Origin of the sequence: Symbiopectobacterium purcellii, assembly GCF_052050035.1 — a bacterium.
Taxonomy (GTDB): domain Bacteria; phylum Pseudomonadota; class Gammaproteobacteria; order Enterobacterales; family Enterobacteriaceae; genus Symbiopectobacterium; species Symbiopectobacterium purcellii_A.
In genome coordinates, this window is the sequence record NZ_CP189882.1 from 2,424,256 (window position 1) to 2,441,595 (window position 17,340).

The following is a 17,340-nucleotide window of genomic DNA, read 5'->3' on the forward strand; positions in this document are numbered from 1 at the left end:
ACAAACCAGACCACGGGATGACCCATTATGACGGAACACCATACCCCTTCAACCCCATCGGAAACGGTGACAGAACGCCCTGATGCCACGTTTTCGTCCTCTGACACCGCGTCAGCGGATGAACCGCGCCGGAACCGTGCGGGACATGGCCGCGTGCTGGGTGGCGTCGCTATTGCTATTGCGCTGCTGTTAAGCGGGGGCGTGTACTACCTCGGACAGCAGCAAGAGAAACAAAACGCCGCGTCCATGGCGCAAATGAAGGGCGAGTTGGCGGCGCTACAGCAGCAGTACCAGCAGGATAAAACAGCGTGGCAGGCTGCGCTGGCACAACAAAAACAGTGGCAAGACAGCACCGCACACCAGTTGAACGGGGTCACGCGTGAATCCAGCGAACTCAGCCAGAAACTGGCCGCGCTGTCCAATCACGACACCAGCACCTGGCTACTGGCACAGGCGGATTTTCTGGTCAAACTGGCCGGTCGCAAACTGTGGAGTGATAAAGATGTGCTGACCGCTGGCGCGTTGCTGAAAAGCGCCGATTGCAGTCTGGCTGACATGAACGATCCGAGTCTGCTTGAGCTGCGCCGCGCCATTGCCAATGATATCAGCGCGCTGGCGTCCGTCGGTCAGGTGGATTTCGACGGCATTATTTTGCGGGTGAATCAGTTAACCGATCAGGTCGACAATCTGCGTCTGGCCGATAACACTCAGGACGATGACGCGCCAATGGATGAAACCGACGGCGAGCTTTCAGCCACGCTCAGCGAATGGCGACAGAATCTGAGTAAAAGCTGGCACAACTTCATGTCCGATTTTATTACCATTCGCCGGCGGGACAGCAATGCCGAACCGCTGCTGGCGCCGAATCAGGATTTCTACCTGCGTGAAAATATCCGAGCGCGCCTGCTGACCGCCGCACAGGCCGTGCCGCGTCATCAGAACGAGACCTTCAAACAGTCGCTGGAAGCGGTATCCACCTGGGTGCGAGCCTATTTTGATACCAGCGATCCCGTCACTAAAGCCTTTTTGGAGCAGGTTGACAGCTTAAGTCAGCAACCCGTCTCTCTGGACGTTCCTACTACGCTGCAAAGCCAGCCGCTGCTGGAAAAACTGATGCAAACGCGAGTGCGTAATCTGCTGGCGCAATCGCCTGCGCAGCAACAGGAGGGCTGATCATGCTGAAAGTGCTGTTCTTGTTCCTGATCCTTATTGCTGGCGTAGTGCTTGGCCCGATGCTCGCGGGGCGTCAGGGGTATGTACTGGTGCAAACCGACACCTACAACATCGAAACCAGCGTTACCGGGTTGGTTATCATGCTGGTGCTGCTGTTGGTCGTGCTGTTTGCACTGGAGTGGCTGTTGCGTCGCGTATTTCGTACTGGCGCACGCACCCGCGGCTGGTTTCTGGGTCGTAAACGCACGCGTGCCAGAAAACAGACCAAAGCGGCGCTGCTTAAGCTGGCCGAAGGCGATTACCTTCAGGTTGAAAAACTCCTGACGCGTAACGCGGATCACGCAGAGCAACCGGTGGTGAACTATCTGCTGGCCGCCGAAGCCGCGCAGCAGCGCGGTGATGAATTTCGCACCCGGCAGTATCTGGAGCGAGCGGCTGAAATGGCTGACACCGATCAGTTACCGGTAGACATCACCCGCGTGCGCATCCAACTGGCACGCAATGAGGATCACGCCGCACGCCACGGCGTCGATCGTTTGCTGGCATACGCACCGCGCCATCCTGAAGTATTACGGTTAGCGGAGTTAGCGTTCCAGCGCACCCACGCTTACGGTGCGCTGTTAGATATTCTGCCCGACATGCGCAAAACCCAGATTCGTACCGAGGAAGAGTTGGAGGCATTGCGCCAATCCGCCCTGCTCGGTCTGATGGAACAAGCGATGGAGGAAGGCGGCAGTGACGGCCTGAAGCAGTGGTGGAAGGAACAAAGTCGCAAAGTGCGACAAGATTTACCCTTGCAAGTGGCGATGGTGGAGCACCTTATCGCCTGTGACGATCACCACACCGCCCAGCAGATCGTAATCGACGGTTTGAAAAGTCACTACGATAAACGTCTGGTGCTGCTAATGCCACGTCTGGCCGCAGGCGAACCGGCCTCATTGGAAAAACTCCTGCGCCAGTTGCTAAAACAGCACGATAACAGCGCGTTGCTGCACAGTACCTTGGGACAGTTAATGCTGAAACAAGGGGAATGGCAGCAGGCCTGCGATGCTTTTGCGGCAGCGTTAGCGTTGCGCCCGGATGCCTTTGATTACGCCTGGCGCGCCGATGCCTTTGACCATCTGCGACAACCGGAAGACGCGGCACAGATGCGTCGCGAAGGGCTATTACTCACACTACAAACCCCGTCTTAATCGCACTCCCCGCTGCCCCACATTCTGGGGCAGCGCTATCCCATCAGCGAAAGAGACTCTCTTTTATACCGTTACGCACTATACCCTAAATAATCCGAGTTACAGGAAGGCGGCAAGAGAGTGACAACGTTGCCAAAAGCAGAAATGAAACCGGTTTCATTTTGGATACTAAAAGGAGAATGAGATGAACGCATCCCACACATTTGAGAGCAGCGAAGGATTCGGCAGGTAAGGTGTGGATCCTCGCAGAGTTACGGCATCATTGTGCCCAACACGGGATGCATAAAGCTCCCTGATAACTGGAGGATCCACGACATGAAATATACCCCTGTTGGCGTCGATATCGCAAAACATCTGATGCAGGTTCATTTCATTAATGAACATACCGGTGAAGTCATCGATAAACAGATAAAGCGCGACGCGCTGCTGGAATACTTCAGCAATCGTGAGCCTTGCCTGATTGGCATGGAAGCTTGCGGCGGTTCCCAGCACTGGGCGCGGGAGCTGGAAAAACTGGGGCATAAGGTCAGACTACTCCAGGGCAAATTCGTCAAGGCCTTCGTGATGGGCAATAAAAATGACGTGATGGATGCCCGTGCTATCTGGATGGCGGTCCAGCAGCCAGCTAAAGCCGTTGCCGTCAAAACTGAGGAACAGCAGGCAGTACTGTCGCTGCACAAAATGCGCCGCCAGTTAGTGAAGTTCCGCACCGCGCAAATCAACTCGCTGCACGGATTGCTGTTGGAGTTCGGCGAAACTGTGCGTAAAGGCCGGGCCCCATTCCCACTCGAAACGCAACAAAACGGTAGAGGCTTATGCCACCAGTAAGTGCGTTAAAAATACCTCATTGGGGGAACGATAGCACAGCGATTTTCTGCCCCTTGTATTGAGTATGTGTTTGAGTTCGGCAATCTTACGATGACTGACCTGACTGAAGTCTGTTCCCTTTGGGTAAAAACGTCGTATCAGCCCGTTGGTGTGCTCATTCAAGCCCCTCTCCCAGGAATGATAAGGATGGGCAAAGTAGACCTGCACCCCTGTGATTTGAGTAATTTGCTCGTGCAGAGCGAATTCAGGGCCGTTATCAGCTGTTAGGGTCTTAAACTTGCAAAAGGTATTAGCTTCAATGTCCCTGAAAGCAGCAACCACAGTCTCCGCACGCTTATTAGGCAGTTTGCGAATGATGACGGTTTTCAATGCTTTATCTACGATGGTTAACAAGAATGACTTCTGGTCTTTGCCAAAAATAGTGTCAATTTCGAAGTGGCCAGGCTCCTGTTTAAGCTCGGCTTGAGCTGGGCGATACTCAATACCAACACGGTTGGGAATAGGGCCTGATTTGAGGTTTTCGGCATTGTACCTGTAACGTTTTCCCCGATGAGGAAGTTGCTGATATAGCTCCCCGCCAGCCTGTCTCTCCTGCAGGATATAGCGATATAGCGTATTCTTGCTGACAGATATACCGAATTCCAGGTGCAAACGGCCACTGATGATTTCAGGTGAAGAGTGAGTGGAAAGCGCCTGCCTGATGAAGTTCTGAATGTGTGGCTCCAACGGGTAAAAAGCATTGTTTGGCAGAGGCTTATGACGGCGTTCCCGGGCCAGAGTGTCCGCCCTTCTACAGCAGTAGACACCATTGAAAGTAGGGTCGGTATTGCGTCTGAGTTCCCTGCTGATGGTCGAGCGAGGCAGAGCAAGCTCTCTGGCGATGGTAGCTTGGTTGACACCTTCACCACGCCGCTTTTCGATGTAGAACCGTTCTTTCTGAGTCAGATGTTTTCCCTGCATGCAACAGGCTCTCCAGTATGGCCAGAACGGTGATTTTATCCGACTCTGGCAAGTGGGTCACTTTGTTGCGTTTCGAGTGGGAATGGGGCCTGAGAACAAACTCTCTGTATCGCAACCCATCTCTCTTTTTTTGCTTTTTGCTTGTGCCCATTTATGCTCAATTGGGTTAAGATCTGGCGAATATGTAGGCAAATACTCCACCATATACCCTGCATAGATGATGACTTGTTGAATATTATGTTTTTTGTGAAAAGTGGCATTGTCCATCATGATTACACTGTTTTTAGGGAGTACTGGGATAAGGACTTGTGTGACCCAGGCATAGAAAACATCGCTGTTAATATTGATATCAAATAATCCGATAGCAAACAGCGTTGTGCCTAATAAAGCGCCGATAACATTTGTTCTTCCCCTAGCTCCCCAGTTCTTCAGGCCAAAACACCGTTGACCTTTTGGGGAATAGCCGTGAGTCCGTGGGGCATCGTGTGAAAAACCACTTTCATAAATAAAAACAATAGGTTTACCTTCTTTTTCATACTGTTGTTTTTTTTGTTGAAATCCCTGCCGGGCGTTTTCGTCGGCTTTCGGATGACGTAGAGTTTTTTTTATAGGTCAATCCCAGCTTTTTAAGCGCTTGCCAAATGGCCTTCTGACAAACGCCAAAACGCTCTGCACGTTCTTTTTGGTAAGCATCTGGATATTGTTCAACATCTTTTATCAACTCGGATTTATCGATCTTTCGCTGACGCGTGGTCGATGCTTTTGACTCTATTTGATTAATCCAACGCGATACAGAGGCAGGGCCAATCCGAAATTGCTTCGCTGTTTCTCGGATACTCAACCCTTCGTTTTTCCGTGTAGATATCACTTTACGTCTAAAATCAATTGAATAGCTCATTTAAATAATGTAATCAAAATTAAGTCGTTTAGCTATACCCCTTGGGGCTGTATCGATCTGGTCGGCATGTCGACTGGCGAAATGTCCAAGCGCTACGGGTTTATCTATGTCGATCTCGATGACACCCTCTCTGGCAGCGGCGATCGCCACAAGAAAAAATCCTTCTCATGGTATAGCCAACCGACTTAAAAATGATTACATCCTATGCCCTGATATGCGGCAAAGAAGCATAGCTGGCTGTTATCAAAATAATGTCGCTTGGCTATATCAAAAGGTCATTGCCACCCACGGCGAAGATCTTGCGCTCTAAACATGGCGCAAAAAAAAACGCTTGCCAATAAACGGCAAGCGTTGAATAACATCAGGTCATAAAAGACTACAGTAGAGTGCCTCACTCAACGTAATGTCCGAAAAGTCCGATGGTGTTATGAATCGCAGTGAAACGGCGACTAACAACGTCATCTGGAGGTGGACGATAGGCACCTGTAAACGGCTCTGCGTCATTCCTAGGATTATGAAGCCGAAGCAAACATAGAAAGCGGAATGAGCATCTACGGGGTTAGATTAGCAGGAACCGTACCAAATCGTGGTTGCATTGAGAATAAAAAATAAAAAAAATATAATTCATTGAAAAATATACAATTTAAAACAAATCCATTTCACAATGCCTTCTCCCGGCGAACAACCGTGCCTGCCAGAAATGCTCTAAGTGTCTCCAAAAAGAAACACAATATTGATTTTAATTTTTTTATGATTCATTTCAACCAGTTATATGTCTTCAAATGGAGACGTATAAACAGAGATTCTGTCGCCATTTTCCAACAGTCTGCTGAGCTATTCCGCGATAAAGCCACTCAGATCCTGATGTAACTGTTGCAGTGATTTCTCATCAAGATAAGGCAAATGCCCCGACTCATACCGATGAAATTGCAGATTAGCGCGCAGTTTTTCAGGCAAAGAGAGGTGATTGAGGTGATATTGCGCGACAAAGTAAGGCGTCGCCAGATCGTAGATCCCCCCGAGCACCATCACTTTCATGCGCGGATTCATTTTCATGGTTTCGGACAATGTAGGCAGCAGATTGAAAGAACGGTTTTCTGGGGTCATATTCCAATAGTAAATGGCATTCGAGTCAGAAACATAATCTTGCACCGTATTCACGTTCAATGCTCTTGCCAGATAGTCGCGGTACGCGGAAATAAACCCGGAACCAATGGTCATAACCGGATCGTAATCGCTCCGCGCAGCCATTTTATCCAGCGAAGCGCCTCGATAACGGCCGTCAGCACGGCTGACCGTATCGCCCTGCTCTGTCAGCAGTTTTTTAACAAACAGCGGGCCTGAAACGCGCAAATCGGCCTTAACCCATTCCCGAGCGGGTATACCGGTGTAGCGGGCGAGTTGCTCAGCAAGCTCTGCTTTCTGCGAGTCTGGTAAGAGATTGCCCTGCGCCAATGCCTGTGCATAAGGCCCCAGGGAAAACTGTTCAACCTCAGTCAGCAAATGATCCAGATTTTCTGCGACCTTTGCCGGCTGCTGATAATAATGGGCGATTGCCGCATAGGTTGGCAGCGCCAGATAATAGGGTTGATCGATGCCGGGGTTGGATTCGGGACGATCGATATCAATGTCCTGACTCAAATACTGCGACAGCAAAATAATACCGTTAACATCGACGTTGTGCTGCACCTTCAGTCGGTTTGCCAGCGCCACCGTACGCGTCGTGCCGTAACTCTCACCAAGCAGGTAACGCGGCGCATTCCATCGCTGATGGCGGCTCAGAAACTGCGTGATAAATTGCGCAAACGCGTGTGCGTCTCCATTAATGCTGTAGGTGTCATTCTCCTTTTGACGCTTCTGCGCCTGCCGCTCCTGAACATTGGCCGCATTGCTGATAAACTGACCAAACCCGGTGCCCGGCGCATCGATAAAGACCAGATCGCTGACATCAAGCAGAGAATAGGCATTATCGATAACCGGATAAGGCGGCAATACCGGTTTATCTGGCGTGCTGGTGACCACCCGCTTTGGCCCTAAGCCGCCCATATGCAGCCACACGGAAGAAGAACCCGGTCCACCGTTATAGATAAACGTGATCGGCCGATTCTCCGGCTTCGCCGTCTTCTTCACTGACTTGAAGTAGGCCACGTAGGACAAGGTCGCGATTGGTTCATCGGGATCGGCCGTATTCAGCGCCAATGCGCCCACTTCGGCACTATAATTAAGGAGACCCTGGCTAAGTTTCACTTGCCCTTCACTCACCATCACATCACGTGGTGCCGGAGCCTGTTCCGGTACTGGCGGCGGTGATGCCATGGCAAACGCAGAGCTTAAGCATAAAGAAATCATTATAAAAAAAAAACGTTGCAAGTTATTCATGGTATTCCTTTTACATTACCATCCTTATGGGAACAATTTCGTTTCCGATGTCCATCCCCTCAATTTCATGCACTGATTGAAAAGGGCCTGGCGGCTACCACTATTAACATCCATCACATAACTTTGTGTTTCTGGTCGTTGCCCACTGATATATTTTTCATTTTTACAGTCGTCTTTTTTTCCACACGGCAAATAGTAGGACGTATATTTCGTTCGCTGCGCCACTTCATTTTTCACAGGGAATTTTTCTTCGCTCAGCGTTTCACAGGCACCTTTCGAGATAGTGAAATCCTCAGCGTTTGCGCTGCTTTTCACCCATTGCGTCGTACAACCAGAAAGCAGAAGTGTGGCAAACAATAATGTAAACTTAATATTCATTTCGATTCCTTTTAATACAGATTTCTTACCTTCGGCATAAAATTGTATTATTGGTTCATTTCTTGCGTAGCAATTTATACGATCAATGACACATCGTTTAACTTGCGTTTAGAACCCATCCCAAAAGGAATTGTCAGTTAATAAGTAATGGCAATTTCTGAGGGAAGTATGGCAAGCAATAAGTGGCAGATCAGCGATGAACTCTGGGGGAAAATGGTTCCGTTGCTCGCGGAACACAAAACCCACCATCCGCTGGGTACGCATCGCAGGCGGGTTGATAATCGTGCCGCAATGAACGCCATTCTCTTTGTGCTCAGAACGGGTTGCCAGTGGAATGCCCTGAATGCCACCGTGATATGCTCGTCAAGCTCCGCTCACCGCCGCTTCCAGGAGTGGCGGGATGCAGGAGTTTTTGAACGGTTCTGGCAGAACGGGTTGCTGGCCTGCGAGCAGCTGGATGCTATTGTAGTGGTCAACTAAATTTGGCCACCCTACATGACTGTTGATGGAACAGCCGTTCTGATTCATTTGGTGTTATAGCTAAGCGACATTATTTTGATAACAGCCAGCTATGCTTCTTTGCCACATATCAGGGCATCGGCTGTAATCATTTTTAAGTCGGTTGGCTATAATGGGTTATGTAGCGAATAATGGATGATTGAGCAGTACTAAAGCTTTGGTAGCCAGTCGTTGGCACCCATTCAGTCTTCAGACTACGGAAGAATCGCTCCATCGGACTATTATCCCAACAATTTCCTCTGCGACTCATACTTTGGGTCATCTGATAACGCCACAATGCCTGCCTATACTGACGACTGGTGTAATGGCTTCCTTGGTCACTATGAAACATGACTTGTTTGGGATGCCCAAGCAGTTCCCAAGCCATTTGTAGTGCTTTGGCTGTTAATTCTGAATCTGGCGAAAACGACATTGCCCAACCCACGGGTTTTCGGGCAAATAAATCTAATACCACCGCCAGATACGCCCATCGGTCGCCTGTCCAAATATAGCCAAGCGACTTAATTTTGATTACACCATATGGACTGAGAACAAACTCTCTGTATCGCAACCCATCTCTCTTTTTTTGCTTTTTGCTTGTGCCCATTTATGCTCAATTGGGTTAAGATCTGGCGAATATGTAGGCAAATACTCCACCATATACCCTGCATCGATGATGACTTGTTGAATATTATGTTTTTTGTGAAAAGTGGCATTGTCCATCATGATTACACTGTTTTTAGGGAGTACTGGGATAAGGACTTGTGTGACCCAGGCATAGAAAACATCGCTGTTAATATTGATATCAAATAATCCGATAGCAAACAGCGTTGTGCCTAATAAAGCGCCGATAACATTTGTTCTTCCCCTAGCTCCCCAGTTCTTCAGGCCAAAACACCGTTGACCTTTTGGGGAATAGCCGTGAGTCCGTGGGGCATCGTGTGAAAAACCACTTTCATCAATAAAAACAATAGGTTTACCTTCTTTTTCATACTGTTGTTTTTTTTGTTGAAATCCCTGCCGGGCGTTTTCGTCGGCTTTCGGATGACGTAGAGTTTTTTTTATAGGTCAATCCCAGCTTTTTAAGCGCTTGCCAAATGGCCTTCTGACAAACGCCAAAACGCTCTGCACGTTCTTTTTGGTAAGCATCTGGATATTGTTCAACATCTTTTATCAACTCGGATTTATCGATCTTTCGCTGACGCGTGGTCGATGCTTTTGACTCTATTTGATTAATCCAACGCGATACAGAGGCAGGGCCAATCCGAAATTGCTTCGCTGTTTCTCGGATACTCAACCCTTCGTTTTTCCGTGTAGATATCACTTTACGTCTAAAATCAATTGAATAGCTCATTTAAATAATGTAATCAAAATTAAGTCGTTTAGCTATAATGGCTTTCGCGGCTTCCTGGTAGGTATAATTTTGGTCAAGGACTAATTTGGCGGTTTCACATTTAAATTCAGCAGTAATTATTTTACTCATTTTGGCACCTATAAAAATTATGAGGTAAGCATATCACCTCTACTTAGGTGGCCAAATTCAGTATGCCACTACAGCCGGCAGTGGCAGCCTCCTCCTGCATCTTCATCAGCCGTAACCCGTCGGCTGTGCGCGTCATTCGACCTCGCGTTCTTCGTCGAAGAACGCCTTGAGCTTTTTTTCCAGGATGAGCAGTGCCGCCGCTTCGGCGAGGGCTTGTCCTTGCGGGCTATTTCACGATTAAGCTGCTGAATTTCTTTTTGCTGTTTCTTTATTAAGGCTCTTTCTGCACGCTGACCTGGCTGCATAAACTCGTCCTTCCACTGCTGAATCTGTTCAGGATAGAGGCCTTTACGGCGACAGTATTCAGCCACAGCATGAGCAGAAAGCGGCGCGGTTTCAACGATAACGGCGAAGCGCGCATCCTGAGACCACTCCAGGTGGAGTTTACTCTCACTGGCTGCCGACTGAGTCGGAATTCCAGCCTGAGACCGCCAGCCATAAAGCGTATTGGCGGGAATGCCTTCCAGGCGGGATATCTGGTAAATAGACTGACTATGCGGCGGCAACATTCTGGCGATCACAGCCGCTTTACGTTCTGGCGATCACAGCCGCTTTACGTTCTGGCGAATAGCTTCCCATGAACAGCTTCTCCAGCCCCTAGATTTTTTTCACTCAGAGGCGACAACTACCCTGACATGGGGGGATAGCGGCATGTCCAGAATCGAAAACTGATATTCGCCACGGCGGAGTGGCGTTAAGCTACTCACTAATTGCCTCGGGTCTTTGCCCGAGTTATTCGGTCTTATCAGGTGTGTCTTGTGACATTTCCTGCGAAAGTGATACTTCTTGCGGTTCACGTTCACCGGGAATCAGGAGAAGATTCGTTGCAGCAAGGCTGAGGCGATCGAACATCCACACGGTGAATCCCTTTCATTTTTACAACGCAATATTAAATGCAAAGTATGAAATATTAATGCAATTGCACAAGTGCGATTGAGGCGGATTTGCATTTGAAATAATCTATTTTTTTGCATTATCAGCCACGAATATGCTGGCTAATTTGTGATGCATAAAAATAGTATTGCAGTTAAGGATGAGTGTGTGTCTGAAAATAAAAGGAAATTTTACCTCATTGCTCGGTTATTTTTCGGTTTTATCACGGTACTGGGTGTTGCTTCGTCATTATTGGTGGCAGCGCAACCGTTGGCCGCCGAAACGGTAACCGGCAACGCTGATGTGATGGTGGTCATTGCTCAGGCCGAGCAAAACACGACGCTTCCTGCTGGTGGAGTCATTGCGAAACAGAGTATCGCTGGCACGAAAACGCCAACACCGTTGGTAAAGACGCCACAGTCGATCGCGGTGGTTACGCGTGCGCAAATGGACAAACAGCGGGTGAGGTCTGTCTCCGATGCCTTGAATTACTCTGCTGGCGTGCTTCCAAATTACCGGGGCTCCTCTAACCGCAATGATCAAACCATCGTGCGCGGTTTTCGCTATGCGCCCAAATTTCTGGATGGGCTGAGTTTTGGCCTCATCGGGCAACGTGCCGGTATTGGAAAGATCGACCCCTGGCTGTTAGAACGCGTTGAATTGATTCGCGGCCCGGCGTCTGTCATGTATGGTCAGGTCGATCCTGGCGGTACGATTATCATGACCAGCAAACGTCCCACGGCAGAAAAGATTCGCCACGTGCAGTTTAGCGCGGGTAACCAACGTTTTGGTGAAGCGGCGTTTGATTTCGGTGGAGTGCTAAGCGATGACAGCTCGCTGTTATATCGCTTGAACGGGATAGCCAATACCCAGCAGCAATTTGTCAATAATACGGGGCAACAGCGCATGGCGATTGCCCCGGCGTTGACGTGGTTGCCCAATGCTGACACCAGCCTGACCGTGCTGACCCGTTACCAATACGATCCCGAGGCGGGTTTTCGTAACTTCTTGCCCGCGTACGGCACCGTGTTTGCCACCAACGCGGGTTATATCCCTTACACGCTGAATGTCAGCGATCCAAATTACCATCACTCAACGCGTGAGCAGGTGGCGTTCGGTTATATTTTCGAGCACTCCTTTAACAGCGCTGTTTCCCTTCAACAGAATCTGCGTTACTCACAACTGCATGATAATTATAAATCTCTGGTTTACAGCACCGGTGGCAGCGTCGTGGATACGATGCTAATACGCAACCAGCAACGCGAAAAAATAGATGCGGATGAATTGGGGATCGATACCCAATTGAAAGCGAACTTCGTGACCCATGCGGTGAGCCATACCCTGCTGGCTGGGTTGGATTACATCTGGCAGAAGCGTAACGCTAATTTCTGGCTCAATAGCGGGAGTCAGTATGATTTTGATTGGACTCACCCTCACTATGGTGGGGACTATCTGGAAAATGACAGCGATTTGCCCTTGGTGCGCAGCGCGAATAAAAAGCTCGATCAGGTCGGGCTCTATGTGCAGGATCAGGCGATATGGCGGCAGTGGAACTTGCTGCTCTCTGGGCGTCACGATTGGACAGAAATTCGCACTTACGAAAGCACGCTCAATAATGCCAAAAGGCAGTCGAATGATAATGATTTTACCGGTCGTGCGGCGCTGCTGTATGCGTTTGAGAATGGTTTTTCACCCTATATCAGTTACAGCACCTCCTTTGAGCCTAATCTTGACAGTGGCATTCCGGGGTCGGAGCCCTTCAAACCGACAACCGGTGAGCAAACTGAAGTGGGGATAAAGTTTCAGCCCGTCGGCCGCGAAACTTTCTTAACGCTATCGTTGTTTGACATCACGCAGAAAAATATCACCTCGTGGAACAGCAAACTCAAGTTCAATGAGCAAATTGGCAGAGTCCAATCGCGGGGCGCTGAAGCGGAGATCAATACCCAAATCACACCCGCATTGAGTCTGATGTCAGCGTACAGTTATACCGAGGCAGAAACCAAGGAGAGCATCAATGCGAGCACACCGGCGGGGAACAGACCTGCGGCCACACCACGTCATATGGCCTCCGCCTGGGGTTCCTATTTTTTTCGCGACGGCCCGTTGGCTGGGGTAGCTCTGGGAACTGGTGTGCGTTATATCGGCAGCAGTTATGGCGATAACAAAGAGAGTTTCAGCGTGCCGCACTACATCCTGTATGACGCGATGGTGAGCTATGATTTTGGCTTAGCATCGTCGCAGTGGAAAGGCGCGGTGTTGCAGATCAATGTCAACAACCTGACCGATGAGCATTATGTGGCGTCTTGCAGCAATATCGAAGCCTGTTTTTATGGTGCGGGTCGTACAATTGTCGCCACTGTCAGTTACCGTTGGTAATCCCTCAGGCGTTGTCCTGCAAGATATGCCAAAACGCGGCGTTCAAAGGCTCATTGAGTCGCTTTTTCTGTACGCATACGCCAAACTCAAACGGCTCCATGGCTTGCTCCAATAGTACCGAGACGCGATTGCGCACCGGTTCCGGACTGTTTTCCAGCACCACATCCGGGATCAGCGAGATGCCACAGCCGAGCGCGACCATCGACACCATCGCTTCATGCCCGGACACGGTGGCGTAAATCAGCGGATTGGCGATGTGGTGGCGGCGGAACCAGACATCAATACGTTTTCGTACCGGGCCGTGCTCGGGCAAAATAAACGGAATCTGTGCCCAGTCTGGATTGGGTTGCCGCACCATCGACTGCACCGGCGATGCCAGTGCCGGGGCAATCAGTACCAGTGGAATATTGCCGATAGGCATAAAATCGATGGTCGTGGGCAGGGTTTCCGGGTGGCCCGCGATACCGAGATCGGCTTCATTAGACTGCACTTTTTCCACCGCATCTGCCGCATCGCCAGTGGTTAGCTTGATTTCGACCAGCGGATGCTGGGCGCGGAAACGGTCGAGGATCGGCGGTAGGTGGCTATAGGCGGCGGTTACGGAACAGAAAATGCGTAGCTCGCCGCTCAATGACGGCCCGCGTTGCCCAATGGCGTGGCGCAACTGCTCGTAGTGCAGCAGCGTCTGCTGAGCAAACTGTTTCAATTGCTCTCCGGCATCGGTCAGTTGCACCGTGCGGTTATCACGTAAAAACAGGGTTTGCCCAACATCCTCTTCCAGTCGTTGGATTTGGCGTGACAATGTTGACGGGCTCAGGTGCATGGCTTTGGCGGTGCGCCCGAAATGGCGGCTGTCACACAGATGCAGAAACAGTTTTAAATCTCGTAAATCCATGTGCGCGCGGCCTCATTTTCATCTTGCAGTTATTGCAATGTCATCTTGTTAATATATCAATTTAAGCAATGCTTTTCCTGTCATATCATGAGAGCATTCAGGCTTCCCTGACAGGGAACCTCTTCTGAACACTCGCAATTAACAGATTAAACGGAGTTGTGCATGGCTAACTATTTCAACACTTTGAACCTGCGTCAGCAGTTGGCGCAATTGGGTGTATGTCGTTTCATGGGGCGTGATGAATTCGCAGACGAAGCGAACTACCTGAAAGGCAAAAAAGTGGTGATCGTCGGTTGCGGCGCGCAGGGGCTGAACCAAGGGTTGAACATGCGCGATTCCGGGCTGGATATCGCCTATGCGCTGCGTGCAGAAGCTATCGCGGAAAAACGTGCGTCATGGCGTAAAGCGACAGAAAATGGCTTTAAAGTCGGCACTTATGAAGACCTGATCCCGCAGGCGGATCTGGTGGTGAACCTGACGCCAGACAAGCAGCACTCCGCTGTGGTTCAGGCTGTTCAACCGCTGATGAAGCAGGGCGCATCGCTGGGTTACTCTCACGGCTTCAACATCGTTGAAGTGGGTGAGCAGATTCGTAAAGACATCACGGTGGTGATGGTGGCGCCGAAATGTCCGGGCACCGAAGTGCGTGAAGAGTATAAGCGCGGCTTTGGCGTTCCAACGCTGATCGCGGTTCACCCGGAAAACGATCCGAAAGGTGAAGGCATGGCGATCGCCAAGGCCTGGGCTGCCGCTACCGGTGGTCACCGTGCGGGCGTGCTGCAATCTTCTTTCGTTGCTGAAGTGAAATCTGACCTGATGGGTGAGCAGACCATCCTGTGCGGCATGTTGCAGGCTGGTTCCTTGCTGAGCTTTGATAAACTGGTTGCTGAAGGCACCGATCCGGCCTATGCAGAAAAACTGATTCAGTTCGGCTGGGAAACCATTACCGAAGCGCTGAAACAAGGCGGCATCACCCTGATGATGGATCGCCTGTCTAACCCGGCAAAACTGCGTGCTTATGCGCTGTCTGAGCAGTTGAAAACGATCATGGCACCGCTGTTCCAGAAACACATGGACGATATCATCTCCGGTGCTTTCTCCAGCGGTATGATGGAAGACTGGGCCAACGATGACATTAAACTGCTGACCTGGCGTGAAGAAACCGGTAGCTCTGCGTTTGAGAATGCCCCGCAGTTCGACGGTAAAATCTCCGAGCAAGAGTATTTTGACCACGGTGTGCTGATGATCGCTATGGTTAAAGCCGGTGTGGAACTGGCGTTCGAAACCATGGTAAGCGCGGGTATCATCGAAGAATCCGCGTACTACGAATCGCTGCACGAACTGCCGCTGATTGCGAACACCATTGCACGTAAGCGTCTGTATGAAATGAACGTGGTTATCTCTGACACCGCAGAATACGGTAACTACCTGTTCACGAATGCCGCAGTGCCGTTGCTGAAACAGGCATTCATGGCTTCACTGCAAGCAGGTGACATCGGCAAGCCGGTAGCCGCCAGCAGCGTGGACAATGCACAACTGCGCTACGTTAATGATGCGATCCGCAACCACCCGATCGAAGCGGTTGGTCAGAAACTGCGTGGCTATATGAAAGACATGAAACGCATTGCGGTTGCGGGTTAACAATAAACGCATTACTCCGGCAATGAAAAAAGGCGCAACCACGGTTGCGCCTTTTTTATGTGTGAAACCCTTTTTCTTTAACGGCTCTGGAACTGGGCTTCTGCTTGCTGGAAGCGATCGGTGACGGCTTTGGACGGCGCGCGACCCATCAGGCTAACAACAAAGATCGCCAGGCTGGCAAAGAGAAAGCCGGGAATGATTTCATACAGATTAAACCAGGCATTCTGTTTCCAGATAATCACCGTGGCAGCACCGATCAGCATACCGACCAGCGCGCCGTTACGCGTCATGCGCGGCCACAGTAGGGAAATCAGGATCACCGGACCAAATGCGGCGCCAAAACCGGCCCAGGCGTAGCTAACAAGCCCCAACACGCGGTTTTCCGGATTAGCGGCCAACATGATTGAAATGATGGCAATCAGTAACACCATAATGCGACTGAGCCAGACCAGCTCGCGCTGCGTAGCACCGGGGCGGAAGAAGGGGCGGTACAAATCTTCGGTAATGGCGCTGGAACAGACCAGCAACTGGCAACTCAGGGTGCTCATCACCGCCGCCAAAATGGCGGAGAGCAGGATACCGGCAATCCACGGGTTAAACAGCAACATGGAAAGCTCGATAAATACCCGCTCGGCATTGTGCGTCACGTTGCCCGCTTGTTCCGGGTGATTAGTGAAGTAGGCGATACCGAATAAACCTACGCTCACCGCACCCGCGAGACACAGGATCATCCAGGTCATGCTGATGCGGCGTGCGCTGCGAATGGTGTGGTGAGAATCCGCCGCCATAAAGCGCGCCAGAATGTGTGGCTGTCCAAAATAGCCCAGACCCCAACCTAGCAGCGAAATGATGGCGATAACGTCCAGCCCTTTGAACATATTCAGGTTGGCCGGGTTTTTCGCTGCGATAACCAACAGCGAGGTATCGATGCCATCCAGCGCCAGAATCACCATCACCGGTGTCAGGATCAGGGCGAAAATCATCAGCGTGGCCTGTACCGTATCCGTCCAACTGACCGCCAGATAACCACCGATAAAGGTGTAGGCGATGGTCGCTGCCGCACCAGCCCACAATGACGTGGCGTAGCTCATGCCAAAGGTGCTTTCGAACAAGCGGGCACCGGCAACGATACCCGAAGCGCAGTAAATGGTAAAAAACACCAGAATAATCAAGGCCGCAATGACTCTCAGGATTTTTCTGGTGTCTTCGAAACGGTGTGTGAAATAGTCTGGCAAGGTCAGCGCGTTGTGGTTCACTTCGGTGTGAACGCGCAGGCGGCCTGCAACCCAGCGCCAGTTGAGGTAAGCGCCGATAGTCAACCCGATAGCGATCCAGCTTTCAGAAATGCCGGAAATAAATATCGCGCCCGGCAGCCCCATCAGCAGCCAGCCGCTCATGTCAGAAGCCCCCGCTGAAAGTGCCGTGACCACGCTGCCCATCCGGCGTCCGCCCAGGATATAGTCGCCAAGGGTGGTGGTTGAGCGATAGGCGGCCAGGCCGATCAAGACCATTCCGAAGATATACACCAGAAAGGTCACCAGCATGGGTGTACTCATTGTCATTAGAATCTCCAAGTTAAAGCGCCCCGTCTATCCTCATCATGCTAGGGAATAAAGGCAAATCATATTGTTGGTATAACCTGACGGGAACGACGTCAGGTAAAGCGTTAACGATTTGTTATATTTCCCCGTCACGCCGATGT

Annotated in this window: 15 protein-coding genes and 4 pseudogenes; 7 read left to right on the forward strand and 12 right to left on the reverse strand. The window is 50.5% G+C overall.

Annotated elements, in window-relative coordinates; all coding sequences use genetic code 11:
• Positions 1 to 27: 27 nt before the first annotated feature.
• The 3 genes and pseudogenes from hemX to ACQGXV_RS17270 all read left to right on the forward strand — a co-directional run.
• Entirely contained in the window at positions 28 to 1,173 is a 1,146-nt protein-coding gene (gene hemX, locus ACQGXV_RS17260) for a uroporphyrinogen-III C-methyltransferase (RefSeq protein WP_440867030.1), read from the forward strand.
• Positions 1,174 to 1,175: 2 nt separating this feature from the next.
• On the forward strand, positions 1,176 to 2,366 hold the full coding sequence (hemY, locus tag ACQGXV_RS17265) for a protoheme IX biogenesis protein HemY (protein WP_440867031.1): 1,191 nt from the start codon (positions 1,176 to 1,178) through the stop codon (positions 2,364 to 2,366).
• A gap of 315 nt (positions 2,367 to 2,681) precedes the next feature.
• Positions 2,682 to 3,158 (forward strand): annotated as a pseudogene (locus tag ACQGXV_RS17270) (IS110 family transposase); the annotation flags it as partial.
• Positions 3,159 to 3,179: 21 nt separating this feature from the next.
• Here the strand turns inward: ACQGXV_RS17270 and ACQGXV_RS17275 are convergent.
• Genes ACQGXV_RS17275 through ACQGXV_RS17285 form a run of 3 tightly spaced genes read right to left on the reverse strand, consistent with a single transcriptional unit; the run spans position 3,180 to position 5,052 of the window.
• Positions 3,180 to 4,154: an IS30 family transposase gene (locus ACQGXV_RS17275; RefSeq protein ID WP_440867032.1), complete on the reverse strand. Its 975-nt coding sequence runs from the start codon at positions 4,152 to 4,154 to the stop codon at positions 3,180 to 3,182.
• A 57-nt stretch (positions 4,155 to 4,211) separates the two neighbouring features.
• Positions 4,212 to 4,763 carry an IS630 family transposase gene (locus ACQGXV_RS17280; protein WP_440867479.1) on the reverse strand — a complete coding sequence of 184 codons (552 nt, stop codon included), beginning with the start codon at positions 4,761 to 4,763 and terminating at the stop codon, positions 4,212 to 4,214.
• Positions 4,687 to 5,052 (reverse strand): IS630 transposase-related protein, encoded by a 366-nt coding sequence (locus ACQGXV_RS17285; protein WP_440862584.1) that lies wholly within the window; start codon positions 5,050 to 5,052, stop codon positions 4,687 to 4,689. Before ACQGXV_RS17285 ends, ACQGXV_RS17280 begins: the two co-directional genes overlap by 77 nt.
• Positions 5,053 to 5,085: 33 nt before the next feature.
• On the opposite strand from ACQGXV_RS17285, the pseudogene ACQGXV_RS17290 reads away from it, so the two are divergent.
• A pseudogene (locus tag ACQGXV_RS17290) lies at positions 5,086 to 5,241 on the forward strand (family 1 glycosylhydrolase); the annotation flags it as partial.
• Positions 5,242 to 5,886: 645 nt separating this feature from the next.
• On the opposite strand, the gene ACQGXV_RS17295 reads toward ACQGXV_RS17290, so the two are convergent.
• Both ACQGXV_RS17295 and ACQGXV_RS17300 read right to left on the reverse strand, forming a co-directional pair.
• A complete protein-coding gene (locus ACQGXV_RS17295; RefSeq protein ID WP_440867033.1) occupies positions 5,887 to 7,431 on the reverse strand; it encodes a S10 family peptidase in 1,545 nt (514 codons plus the stop codon).
• Between the two features lie 24 nt (positions 7,432 to 7,455).
• Positions 7,456 to 7,809: a hypothetical protein gene (locus tag ACQGXV_RS17300; protein WP_440867034.1), complete on the reverse strand. Its 354-nt coding sequence runs from the start codon at positions 7,807 to 7,809 to the stop codon at positions 7,456 to 7,458.
• 168 nt (positions 7,810 to 7,977) lie between these two features.
• Here ACQGXV_RS17300 and ACQGXV_RS17305 point away from each other — a divergent pair.
• Positions 7,978 to 8,274, forward strand: a pseudogene (locus tag ACQGXV_RS17305) (transposase); the annotation flags it as partial.
• Between the two features lie 163 nt (positions 8,275 to 8,437).
• On the opposite strand, the pseudogene ACQGXV_RS17310 reads toward ACQGXV_RS17305, so the two are convergent.
• From ACQGXV_RS17310 to ACQGXV_RS17330, 5 genes and pseudogenes are all read right to left on the reverse strand, one after another.
• Positions 8,438 to 8,821: pseudogene (locus ACQGXV_RS17310) on the reverse strand (IS3 family transposase); the annotation flags it as partial.
• 17 nt (positions 8,822 to 8,838) lie between these two features.
• Complete coding sequence (locus ACQGXV_RS17315; RefSeq protein ID WP_440862665.1) at positions 8,839 to 9,372, reverse strand: IS630 family transposase; 534 nt, start codon at positions 9,370 to 9,372, stop codon at positions 8,839 to 8,841.
• Entirely contained in the window at positions 9,296 to 9,661 is a 366-nt protein-coding gene (locus ACQGXV_RS17320; protein ID WP_440862584.1) for an IS630 transposase-related protein, read from the reverse strand. The genes ACQGXV_RS17315 and ACQGXV_RS17320 overlap by 77 nt, the downstream gene beginning before the upstream one ends.
• Complete coding sequence (locus tag ACQGXV_RS17325) at positions 9,662 to 9,790, reverse strand: hypothetical protein (RefSeq protein ID WP_440867035.1); 129 nt, start codon at positions 9,788 to 9,790, stop codon at positions 9,662 to 9,664.
• 68 nt (positions 9,791 to 9,858) lie between these two features.
• A complete protein-coding gene (locus tag ACQGXV_RS17330) occupies positions 9,859 to 10,371 on the reverse strand; it encodes a transposase (protein WP_440867036.1) in 513 nt (170 codons plus the stop codon).
• A 484-nt stretch (positions 10,372 to 10,855) separates the two neighbouring features.
• On the opposite strand from ACQGXV_RS17330, the gene ACQGXV_RS17335 reads away from it, so the two are divergent.
• Entirely contained in the window at positions 10,856 to 13,102 is a 2,247-nt protein-coding gene (locus tag ACQGXV_RS17335; protein WP_440867480.1) for a TonB-dependent siderophore receptor, read from the forward strand.
• 4 nt (positions 13,103 to 13,106) lie between these two features.
• Here the strand turns inward: ACQGXV_RS17335 and ilvY are convergent, their stop codons facing one another.
• Complete coding sequence (ilvY, locus tag ACQGXV_RS17340; RefSeq protein ID WP_440867037.1) at positions 13,107 to 13,997, reverse strand: HTH-type transcriptional activator IlvY; 891 nt, start codon at positions 13,995 to 13,997, stop codon at positions 13,107 to 13,109.
• Positions 13,998 to 14,159: 162 nt separating this feature from the next.
• Between ilvY and ilvC the strand changes: the two genes are divergently transcribed.
• A complete protein-coding gene (gene ilvC / locus ACQGXV_RS17345) occupies positions 14,160 to 15,638 on the forward strand; it encodes a ketol-acid reductoisomerase (protein WP_440867038.1) in 1,479 nt (492 codons plus the stop codon).
• Between the two features lie 77 nt (positions 15,639 to 15,715).
• On the opposite strand, the gene putP is transcribed toward ilvC, so the two are convergent.
• Positions 15,716 to 17,200 (reverse strand): sodium/proline symporter PutP, encoded by a 1,485-nt coding sequence (putP, locus tag ACQGXV_RS17350; RefSeq protein ID WP_440867039.1) that lies wholly within the window; start codon positions 17,198 to 17,200, stop codon positions 15,716 to 15,718.
• Between the last annotated feature and the right edge of the window lie 140 nt (positions 17,201 to 17,340).